This is a genomic window from Burkholderia sp. B10 (genome assembly GCF_004368385.1).
GTDB lineage: Bacteria > Pseudomonadota > Gammaproteobacteria > Burkholderiales > Burkholderiaceae > Burkholderia > Burkholderia vietnamiensis.
The window spans coordinates 33,360-43,824 of record NZ_PQMX01000052.1 but is presented as its reverse complement, the minus strand read 5'-3'; the positions used below and the strand labels follow the sequence as shown (position 1 = coordinate 43,824).

Here is a 10,465-nt window from a genome sequence, read left to right as displayed (position 1 = left end):
ATCCCACGCGAACGCGGGGTTCTCGAGTTCGCCGGTGCGGCGACGGATATAGCCGCGCGGGTTGCACACCACGCGCGTGCCGCTGTCGGTCACGTAATCGAACGACGTATGCGTGTGGCCGTGGACCCACAGGTCGACCGGCGGCCGCACGAGTTCCGCCAGGTCCGTCACGAATCCCGCCGAAGCAAGATCCTCCTCGTACCGCTGTGCCAGCGAGCGCAGATGCGGCGCATGATGCGTGACGACGATCGTGCGGCCCGCGAACGGCGTCGCGATCCGGGCCGCGAGCCACGCGCGGCTGTGCCGGTGCAGCGCGATCGCGTCGGCCGGCGTGAAATCGCGCTGCGGGGCGTCGCCGGGCCGCGTCGAAGCCTCGTGCGGCCACGTCACCTGAATCAATCCCTTGAAATCGAGCATCACGCGCATGCCGGCTTCGGTCGCGCGGGCAATGCTCGCGTCGTCGGCGCCGAACAGCGAGAAATCGGTCCATAACGTCGTGCCGAGCACGCGAAAGCGCTGTGCCGGGTCGACGTAGAGCCCGTTGTTCAGGTAATGCACGTTGTCGAGCGTGCGCGCGGCGTCGCGCATCGCGGTTTCCAGCGCGCCGAATTCCCCGTCGTAATACTCGTGGTTGCCGGGCACGTAGATCACCGGCACGCGCGCGTCGAACGTCTCGGCGGCCCAGCGCAGGCCTTCCGCGTGGTTGTGGATGTCGCCGGCCAGCACGACGAGATCCGCCTCGGCATGCGCGATCGCGTCGGGCTGGTTGCTCTCGAGATGCAGGTCGGACAGCACGCGAACTCTCATGGGCGTCGCTCCGGATTGAATGGGTTCAGCGCAGCACCTTGCCGGGGTTCATCAGCCCGCGCGGGTCGAGCGCGGTCTTCAGCGTTCGCATGAGCGCCGTTTCGACCGGCGACTTGTAGCGCTGCGCATCGTCGATCTTCAGTTGGCCGATCCCGTGTTCCGCGCTGATCGTGCCGCGGTGACGATGCACGTTGTCGTAGACGATACGGTTGATCGGCGTCTGGAATTGCGCGAGGAACGCCTTCGGATCGCCGCCGGCCGGCGTCTGCACGTTGTAGTGCAGATTGCCGTCGCCGAGATGGCCGAACGTGACCATCCGCGCGCCGGGCGCGGCCTGCTGGATCGCGGCGTCGGTTTCGTCGATGAAGCGGGCGATCGACGAAATCGGCACGGCGATGTCGTGCTTGATGTTGAGGCCCTCGTCGGCCTGCGCGAGCGGGATGTGTTCGCGCAGATCCCAGAACGCGCGCGATTGCGCGAGATTCTCCGCGACGACCGCATCGACCACGAGCCCGGCGTCGAACGCCTGCTCCATCAGCGTTTCGAACAGCGTGCGCGCGTGGGCTTCGCTCTCGTTGTCCGACAGTTCGAGCAGGACCGTCTGCGCATGCGTGCGCTCGAACGGGTAGCGCAGCTGCGGATAGTGCTTGCCGACGAGCTGCATGCAGAAATCCGACATCAGTTCGAAGCCGGTCAGCAGCGGGCCGGCCGCACGCTGCGCGAGCGCGAGGAAGTCGAGCGCCGCGTGCGGCGATTCGAGCGCGGCGAGCGCGGTGACTTGCGCGGCCGGCAGCGGATGCAGCTTCATCACCGCGGCCGTGATGATCCCGAGCGTGCCTTCCGCGCCGATGAACAGGTCGCGCAGATCGTAGCCGGTGTTGTCCTTGCGCAGCCCGCGCAGGCCGTCCCAGATCTCGCCCTGCGGCGTCACGACCTCGAGGCCGAGGCACAGCTCGCGCGCGTTGCCGTAGCGCAGGACGGCAGTGCCGCCCGCGTTGGTCGACAGGTTGCCGCCGATCGTGCAGCTGCCTTCGGCGGCGAGGCTCAGCGCGAACAGCCGGCCGCCTTCGCGGGCGCGCGCCTGCACGTCGGCCAGGATCACGCCGGCTTCGACGGTGATCGTGTTGTTGTGCGGATCGAACGCGCGCACGCGGTTCAGGCGTGCGACGCTCAACACGGCCTGGCTGCCACTCGCATCGGGCGTTGCGCCGCCGGCCAGGCCGGTGTTGCCGCCTTGCGGCACGAGCGCGACGCCGTGGGTGTTCGCGAGCCGCACGAGGGCCGCGACTTCGGCGGTATCCGCCGGCTTCAGCACCGCGCAGGCGCTGCCCTTGTAGCGGCGGCGCCAGTCGGTCAGGAACGGCTCGGTATCGTGCGGGTCGGTCAGCACGTGCGCGGCGCCGATCGCGTCGCGGCAGGCGGATACGAAAGCTTCGGAAGGAATCATCACGTTCGGTCGCGTAAGGGTCAGGACGCGGCGCGCTGTTTTTTCGCCGCGCGCTTGAACGGCGCGACGTAGGCGAGCGCCGCCACGAAGAAGCCGACGGCGAGCGCGGTCTCGCACCAGCCGAGCGTCGCGGACAGCCCGCGGTCGGACATCCCGCGCACGACGCCTTCGGCGAAATAGACGAGGATCAGCATGCTCGCCCATTGCAGCGTATAGATGTTACGCCGCCACACGCCGGGTAGCGCGAGCGCGAGCGGCACGGCCTTGAGCAGCAGCGCCGAGCCGCCTGGGCGCAGCGGCGCGAGCCACAGTTCCCATGCGAGCGAGAGCACGATCAGCGCGGCGAGGCATGCGGCCGCGGCCAGCGCGTAGCTCGGCCGGGCCGCGACTGCGGCGCGCGCGGGCGTGGGGCCGCTCATGCGGCCTCGGCGGCGGCCAGGGCCGCGGCCGCGCGGGCCAGCCGCACGCCGAGCGACGCCGCGAGCGTCTTCTCGTCGGCCGACAGCCCGCCGGCGGCGCTGCGCTCGTGCGGCGACACGTGCGACGCGCCGTACGGCGTGCCGCCGGTGCGCGTCGTGCTGAGGGCGGATTCGGTGTACGGAATGCCGACGATCATCATCCCGTGATGCAGCAGCGGCAGCATCATCGACAGCAGCGTCGACTCCTGGCCGCCGTGCAGGCTGCCGGTCGACGTGAACACGCTGGCCGGCTTGCCGGCCAGCGCACCGGACAACCATTGCGGCGTGGTGCCGTCGAGGAAATATTTGAGCGCGGCGGCCATGTTGCCGAAGCGGGTGGGCGAGCCGAGGGCGAGGCCCACGCATTCTTCGAGATCGCGCAGTTCGGCATACGGCGGGCCGTCGTCGGGGATGTCGGGAGCGGTGGCTTCGCACACCGTCGACACGGGCGGCACGGTGCGGATGCGCGCCTGCATGCCCGGCACGCTGTCGATGCCGCTCGCGATCGCGAGCGCGAGTTCGCGCGTGGCGCCGTGACGGCTGTAATAGAGGACGAGGATGTCTTTCATGGGCGGCGGAGCCCCGTGCGGCCGCGCGCGTGCCCGGTGCAGTCGGCCCCTGCTGGATCGAGCGGCTATTATAGGGGCTGAAGTCGTCGCGCAGCGCGGCGGCGGCGCGCGCCGCCGGGCGCGCGGCATCGACAAGGAGAAAACGTTTGCCGAAGTTGGCCGTCGATCTCGACACCCTCAAGCGTCTCGCGCAGTTCGCCGCGCGGCGCAGCGCCGAGGACCGCATCCCGCAGGTCGCGGGCAGCCTCACGTTCACGACGATGCTCGCGCTCGTGCCGCTCGTGACGGTCGCGTTCGCGCTGTTCACCGCGTTCCCGATGTTCGCGTCGTTCCAGATCTCGCTGCAGGGCTTCCTCGCCGATCACCTGATGCCCGCGCAGTTCAACGTGCAGATCTTCAAGTACCTGAACCAGTTCGCGGCCAAGGCCAAGGGGCTGACGACGGCCGGCCTGATCGTGCTGGTCGTCACGTCGGTGATGACGATGATGACCATCGAGTCCGCGTTCAACCTGATCTGGCGCGTGCGCAAGCCGCGGCCGTTCGCGCAGCGCGTGCTGGCGTACTGGGCGTTGATCACGCTCGGGCCGCTGCTGTTCGGCGTGAGCCTGTCGCTGTCGTCGTATCTGTTCACGCAGTCGCTGGCGTTCACCGGCGCCGCGCCGTCGACGTCGATCATCGAATGGCTGCTCGCGCTCGCGTCGCTGCCGCTCACGGTGCTCGCGTTCACGCTGCTGTACGTGTACCTGCCGAACTGCACGGTCGCGTGGCGCGACGCGGTGATCGGCGGCCTGTTCGCGGCCGTCGCGTTCGAGCTGGCGAAGCGCGGCTTCGGCTATTACGTGCGGCGCATTCCGACCTATACGGCCGTCTACGGCGCATTCGCGGCGCTGCCCGTGTTCCTGCTGTGGGTGTACCTGAGCTGGTTCATCGCGCTGCTCGGCGCGATGGTCGCGTCCGCGCTGCCGGCGATCCGTGTCGGCCAGTTTCATCGCATCCATTATCCGGGCAGCGATCTGCTCGACGCGCTCGAATTGCTCGCGCGGCTCGCCGAGGCGCGCGCGGCCGGCAGGCCGGGCTGCACGGCGCCGCGGCTCGCGACCATGCTGCGCTGCGACATGGAGACCGCGCAGCGGCTGCTGCTGACGATGGAGGAGCGCGAATGGATCGCGCGGCTGGAGGGCGGCGACCAGGCGCCGCGCTACATCCTGCTGGCGAACCCCGATCGTCTGACGCTCGCGCAGCTGTTCGACGTGCTGGTGATCGACCGGACCGAGCTGACCTATCAGCTGCAGCGGCGTAGCAGCCACGTCGAAGGCGCGGCGCTGCTCGACGTGCTGTCGAACGATCGCTTCGACGTGTCGCTCGCGTCGCTGATCGCCGCGCGCGCGGCCGATGGCGCGCAGCCGGCCGCGCCGGCGTCCGGCTCGCTCGCCGGCGCGGCGCCCGACCCGCACGCGCGTCCGCCGAAAACGGCGTGACGCCGCGCCGGAAGGCGTGCGTTACAGCGGGATCTTGCCGACGCAGATGTCCTTGAACATCACCCAGTCGCCCATCAGGCTGTAGACCGGATGCCGGAACGTGGCAGGGCGGTTCTTCTCGAAGAAGAAGTGCCCGATCCATGCGAAGCCGTAACCGCACACGACGGCCGCCGGCAGCCACGGCCAGCGACCGGTCGCGACCGCCATCGCGACACAGCCGATCACGCCGAGCGAGCCGATGAAGTGCAGCCGCCGCGACGTCGCGTTCTGGTGTTCGTTCAGGTAATACGGATAGAAATCAGCGAAGCTGGCGAATTGTTCCGAATGCGTATGCGCCATGGCCGTCTCCTCGGGTCGCCGTTCATGGCGCCATTGTGCGGCGGGCCGCCGGCGGCCGCAAGCCGCGCGGCCCTGCGCCTTACCCCTGCGCTTTCCTTTTGACAGGCTTTCCGATAGGATCGAAAGCGGATTTGCATTCAAGCTCGAGGGAACCACGATGCGCGTCAGCGATATTCTGAAAGTGAAGGGCAACACGTTGTTTACCGTGACGCCCGATAAGCCGCTGCGCGAAGCGGTCGATACGATGGCCGAGCACGACATCGGCTCGCTCGTCGTGATGGAGTACGGCGATCTGGTCGGGATGCTCACGTTCCGCGAGATCATCCAGCGCCTGCACGTGAACGGCGGCGCGATCGGCGACGTACAGGTGCGCAAGGTGATGGACGAGCCGCTCACCTGCACGCCGGAGACCGACGTGAACGAAGTGCGCCGGATGATGCTCGAGCGCCACGCGCGCTACATGCCGGTGCTCGACAAGAAGGTGCTGATGGGCGTCATCTCGTTCTACGACGTCGCGAAGACGGTCGTCGAGGCGCAGAGTTTCGAGAACCGGATGCTGAAGGCCTACATCCGCGACTGGCCGGAATCGGAAGCCGAAGCACAGAAGCCGTGACACGTCGCGCCCGGTGCATCGCACGCGGGCGCTGCCATTCGGCGCGCGGCGGCGCAGGTTCAGCCTGCGCCGCCGTTTTTTCAACGACAACACGAGGCCCGCGCAGCTTCGCCCAGACGATGCGCGCGTATTCCGCATGAGCGATCACACGCAAGTCTCTTCAGCGACGCGCGGCGAACGGCGCGCCCACGCATCGCAGTTCGACCTGTTGCGCGAGCGCCGTTTCGCGCCGTTCTTCACGACGCAGTTCCTCGGCGCGTTGAACGACAACGTGTTCAAGATCGGCTTCACGTCGCTCGTCACGTATCACACCGCACGCTTTTCCGGCGTCGACGCGAAGACGGCCGCGTTCCTCATTTCCGCGATCTTCATCCTGCCGTTCGTGCTGTTCTCGGCCACCTCCGGCCAGATCGCCGACAAGTACGACAAGGCGACGCTCACGCGTTTCGTGAAGACCTTCGAGATCGTGCTGATGCTCGTCGGCGCGGCCGGCTTCGTCACGCACAGTGCGGCGCTGCTGTATCTGTGCACGTTCATGATGGGGATGCACTCGACGCTGTTCGGCCCGGTCAAGTATTCGTACCTGCCGCAGCATCTCGGCGAGCACGAGCTCGTCGGCGGCAACGGCCTCGTCGAAATGGGCACGTTCGTCGCGATCCTGATCGGCACGATCATCGGCGGCGCGGCCGCCGGCATCGAAGGCAGCGGCGAGCGCGTGCTCGCGGTGAGCGTCGTCGCGATCGCGCTGGCAGGGCGCCTCGTCGCGCAGCGCGTGCCGCCGACGCCCGCGCCGCAGCCCGATCTCGTGATCAACTGGAACCCGTTCAGCGAAACCTGGCGCAACCTCGCGCTCGCGCGACAGAACCGCACCGTATTCCTGAGCCTGCTCGGCATCTCGTGGCTGTGGTTCGTCGGCGCGACCTTCCTCACGTCGTTCTTCAATTTCGCGAAGGACGTGCTGTCCGCGAGCCCCGACGTCGTCACCGTGCTGCTCGCGACGTTCTCGGTCGGGATCGGCCTCGGTTCGCTGCTGTGCGAGCGGCTGTCGCAGCGCCGCGTCGAGATCGGGCTCGTGCCGCTCGGCTCGATCGGCATCAGCGTGTTCGCGATCGAGCTGTACTTCGCGAGCCATGCCATGCCGTCGCCCGGTCATCTGCTGTCGGTCGGCGAATTCCTGGCCGGCGCGCGCCACTGGCGCATCCTGGCCGACCTGTTCCTGCTCGCGATGTTCGGCGGCTTCTACAGCGTGCCGCTCTATGCGCTGATCCAGAGCCGCAGCGCGCCGACCCATCGAGCGCGCATCATCGCCGCGAACAACATCCTCAATGCGCTGTTCATGATTTTGTCGGCGTTGATGGCGATGGGGCTGACCAAGGCGGGCGTCGACATCCCCGGGCTGTTTCTCGTGACCGCGCTGCTCAACGTCGCGGTCGCGACGTATATCTACCTGCTCGTGCCCGAGTTCCTGCTGCGCTTCGTCGCATGGGTGCTGGTGCATACGTTCTACCGGATCCGCCTCGTGCATGCGGAGCGGATTCCCGACGACGGCGCGGCCGTGCTGGTGTGCAATCACGTCAGCTACGTCGACGCGCTCGTGCTGGCCGCGGCGAGCCCGCGGCCGATCCGCTTCGTGATGGATCACCGGATCTTCAAGACGCGGTTCGCGAGCTGGGTGTTCCGGCACGCGAAGGCGATTCCGATCGCGCCGCGCCACGAGGATCCGGACATGCTCGCGCGCGCGTACGACGCGTGCGAGGCTGCGCTGAAGGACGGCGAGCTCGTGTGCGTCTTTCCGGAAGGCAAGCTGACCAAGACGGGCGACATCAACACGTTCCACCACGGGATCACCGAGATCCTCACGCGCAGGCCGGTGCCGGTGATTCCGATGGCGCTGCGCGGGCTGTGGGGCAGCTACTTCTCGCGCCATACCGATGCGCGGATGCCGCGGCCGATCAAGCGCGGCGTGATGAGCCGGCTCACGCTCGCGGTCGGCGAGCCGATGGCGGCGTCGGTCGCCACGCCGCAGGCGCTGCAGGCCGCGGTGACCGAGCTGCGCGGCGCGCGGAAGTAGGGGCGGCGCGCCGTCGGTGAGCGCGCGGCCGTGATGGCGGGCGCGCTACCGGTCGGCCGCACGCGCCCGCGCATGCCGCGCCGTATCCGCGGCCGGCGCATGCGCGCCGAACCGCCCGGCGTCCCGCGCGCGCGGGACGGCTGGCATAATAGCGGTTTACCTCATTTTCTCGACCGGCAAACGATCGGCGCGCCAGCGGTTGCGGCAGCGCATCGGTTTGCGTCATTTCTCTTTGGGCGGTTCCATCATGTCCGGCAATACCCTCGGCACGCTTTTCACTGTCACGACCTTCGGCGAATCGCACGGTCCCGCGATCGGCTGCGTGATCGACGGCTGCCCGCCGGGAATGAGCCTCACCGAAGCCGACATCCAGGCCGAGCTTGACCGCCGCAAGCCCGGCACGTCGCGGCACGTGACGCAGCGCCAGGAGGCCGACGAAGTCGAGATCCTGTCGGGCGTGTTCGAAGGCGTGACGACCGGCACGCCGATCGCGCTGCTGATCCGCAACACCGATCAGCGCAGCAAGGACTACGGCAACATCGTCGAGACGTTCCGCCCCGGTCATGCCGACTACACGTACTGGCAGAAGTACGGCATCCGCGACTACCGCGGCGGCGGCCGCTCGTCCGCCCGTCTCACCGCGCCGATCGTCGGCGCGGGCGCGGTCGCGAAGAAGTGGCTGCGCGAGCGCTTCGGCGTCGAGGTGCGCGGCTGTATGAGCGCGCTCGGCGAAATCGACGTGCCGTTCGTCGACTGGTCGCACGTGCGCGAGAACCCGTTCTTCGCGCCGAATGCGGCGATTGTGCCGGAGCTCGAGGCGTACATGGACGCACTGCGCAAGGACGGCGACTCGATCGGCGCGCGCATCGACGTGGTCGCGTCGGGCGTGCCGGTCGGCTGGGGCGAGCCGGTGTTCGACCGGCTCGACGCCGACATCGCGAAGGCGATGATGAGCATCAACGCGGTGAAGGGCGTCGAGATCGGCGCGGGCTTCGCCAGCGTCGCCGAGCGCGGGTCGGTGCACGGCGACGAGCTGACGCCGGCCGGCTTCGTCGGCAACCATGCGGGCGGCGTGCTCGGCGGGATTTCGACCGGGCAGGACGTCACCGTGTCGATCGCGATCAAGCCGACGTCGAGCATCCGCACGCCGCGCCGCTCGATCACGAAGGCCGGCGAAGAAGCGATCGTCGAGACCTTCGGCCGCCACGATCCGTGCGTCGGCATTCGCGCGACGCCGATCGCCGAGTCGATGCTCGCGCTGGTGCTGATCGACCATGCGCTGCGTCATCGCGCGCAGTGCGGCGACGTCAAGACGTCGACGCCGAAGATCGCCGGCAGCGCGACCTGATACGGGGGCGCCGGCAGCCGCCGGCGCGCTCGATGCGAGGTGAAGCGGGGCGCCTGGGGCGCCCCGTTTTCATGGGGCCTCGGAATGCGGCGGCGCGGCCGATTCACGCACCCGCAGCTCCGGCAGCACCGCGCAACCGGGCCCGACTGCGCCATGCTCGAGTGCGTCGAGCAATGCACGCGCGGCCTTGCGGCCGATCGCATCGGTGTCGACCCACATCGTCGTCAGGGCCGGCCGGATTTCGCGGGCGAGCGCAACGTCGTCGAAACCGGTGATCGACAGTTCCGACGGCACCGCGATGCCCATCGCCTGCGCCTCCAGCAGCGCGCCCAGCGCCAGCGCATCGTTGCCGCAGATCACGGCCGTCGGGCGCGTCGGCCCGCTGTCCGCAATGGCGCGCAGGCTCGCGCGCCCGAACGCGATCGTCGCCGGCCCCTCGTGCTGATGGACTGGCCGCACCGCGAGGCCGCGAGCGGCCAGCGTCTCGTGAATGCCACGCAGGCGCGCCTGCACGCGGTCGTTGTCCGCGGACGGCTGCATGATGATCGCGAAATCGCGATGGCCGAGGTCGAGCAGATGCGTGGTGAGCCGAGCGAAGGCCGCGCGGTTGTCGAAGCCGATGCAGCAATGCGGGCTGTCGTCGCGGTAGGCGTAGGTGACGACATAGGGCACCCGATGCAGGTCGAGCAGTTCGAAGACTTCCGCCGGATAGGCTTCACCGACCAGCGACACCGCTTCGACGCCGCGCGACAGCATCGCACGCACCTGCGCGAGCGCCTGCGCCGGATCGTAATTCGAGCAGCCCAGGAACAGCGTGATGCCGTGCTCGGCCATGACCGCCTGCATGCCGGCGACCTGGGACGCGAACACCTGGTCGTCGAGCGTCGGGATGATCGCGCCCGTAATGTGGGTGCGCGTGGAAGCGAGTGCGCGACCGGCCGCGTTGGGGATCCAGTTCAGCGTGCGCGCCGCGTCGCGCACGCGCTGCTGCACGTCGGCCGACACCTTGCCGGGATCGTTGTACACGCGCGAAACGGTCGCGGTCGACACGCCGGCGAGTTTCGCGACGTCCCCGAGCACCGAGCGGCCGCTGCCGCGGCGTGCGCGCGCCGCGCCGCCGCCGGAAGAGGGCGTGCTCATCGGCGGCTCGCGGCCGCCGGCGCGGCGCGCCATGCGCAAGTGGTCCAAAGTGCCATCGTTTACCCTCGGTTCGTCGTGGTCGTGCTTGCATCTCGCGTGCTGCCTGTGAGAATGTAAGCGCTATCCTGATGCCAGCCCGCATTATGTCAGACACATCTTCGAATCGCATCACCGCAAATTTTTCGTCGACGCCGG

At 68.6% G+C, this 10,465-nt stretch carries 10 protein-coding genes; 4 read left to right on the top strand and 6 right to left on the bottom strand.

What is annotated here, in order from left to right:
• The 4 genes from C3Y15_RS22800 to wrbA form a co-directional block, all read right to left on the bottom strand.
• The coding region (locus tag C3Y15_RS22800) for a metallophosphoesterase (RefSeq protein WP_134206869.1) at positions 1-807 on the bottom strand (807 nt) is incomplete at its 3' end.
• 25 nt (positions 808-832) lie between these two features.
• The gene (locus tag C3Y15_RS22795; protein ID WP_034193320.1) at positions 833-2,254 is read right to left on the bottom strand and encodes an FAD-binding oxidoreductase; all 1,422 of its coding nucleotides are present in this window, start codon (positions 2,252-2,254) and stop codon (positions 833-835) included.
• 20 nt (positions 2,255-2,274) lie between these two features.
• Entirely contained in the window at positions 2,275-2,673 is a 399-nt protein-coding gene (locus C3Y15_RS22790; protein ID WP_034193321.1) for a DUF2069 domain-containing protein, read from the bottom strand.
• Positions 2,670-3,281 carry an NAD(P)H:quinone oxidoreductase gene (wrbA, locus tag C3Y15_RS22785; protein WP_034193322.1) on the bottom strand — a complete coding sequence of 204 codons (612 nt, stop codon included), beginning with the start codon at positions 3,279-3,281 and terminating at the stop codon, positions 2,670-2,672. The genes C3Y15_RS22790 and wrbA overlap by 4 nt, the downstream gene beginning before the upstream one ends.
• A gap of 146 nt (positions 3,282-3,427) precedes the next feature.
• On the opposite strand from wrbA, the gene C3Y15_RS22780 reads away from it, so the two are divergent.
• Entirely contained in the window at positions 3,428-4,759 is a 1,332-nt protein-coding gene (locus C3Y15_RS22780; protein ID WP_014722891.1) for a YihY family inner membrane protein, read from the top strand.
• Positions 4,760-4,780: 21 nt separating this feature from the next.
• Here C3Y15_RS22780 and C3Y15_RS22775 read toward each other — a convergent pair whose 3' ends face one another.
• Positions 4,781-5,098, bottom strand: coding sequence for an Mpo1-like protein (locus tag C3Y15_RS22775; RefSeq protein ID WP_011884521.1), 318 nt, complete (start codon positions 5,096-5,098; stop codon positions 4,781-4,783).
• A 157-nt stretch (positions 5,099-5,255) separates the two neighbouring features.
• On the opposite strand from C3Y15_RS22775, the gene C3Y15_RS22770 reads away from it, so the two are divergent.
• From C3Y15_RS22770 to aroC, 3 genes are all read left to right on the top strand, one after another.
• Positions 5,256-5,711, top strand: coding sequence for a CBS domain-containing protein (locus tag C3Y15_RS22770; protein WP_011884523.1), 456 nt, complete (start codon positions 5,256-5,258; stop codon positions 5,709-5,711).
• A gap of 136 nt (positions 5,712-5,847) precedes the next feature.
• On the top strand, positions 5,848-7,782 hold the full coding sequence (locus tag C3Y15_RS22765) for an MFS transporter (protein WP_011884525.1): 1,935 nt from the start codon (positions 5,848-5,850) through the stop codon (positions 7,780-7,782).
• 247 nt (positions 7,783-8,029) lie between these two features.
• On the top strand, positions 8,030-9,130 hold the full coding sequence (gene aroC / locus C3Y15_RS22760; protein ID WP_059621636.1) for a chorismate synthase: 1,101 nt from the start codon (positions 8,030-8,032) through the stop codon (positions 9,128-9,130).
• 69 nt (positions 9,131-9,199) lie between these two features.
• Here the strand turns inward: aroC and C3Y15_RS22755 are convergent, their stop codons facing one another.
• Positions 9,200-10,270 (bottom strand): LacI family DNA-binding transcriptional regulator, encoded by a 1,071-nt coding sequence (locus C3Y15_RS22755; protein WP_011884527.1) that lies wholly within the window; start codon positions 10,268-10,270, stop codon positions 9,200-9,202.
• Positions 10,271-10,465 lie beyond the last annotated feature (195 nt).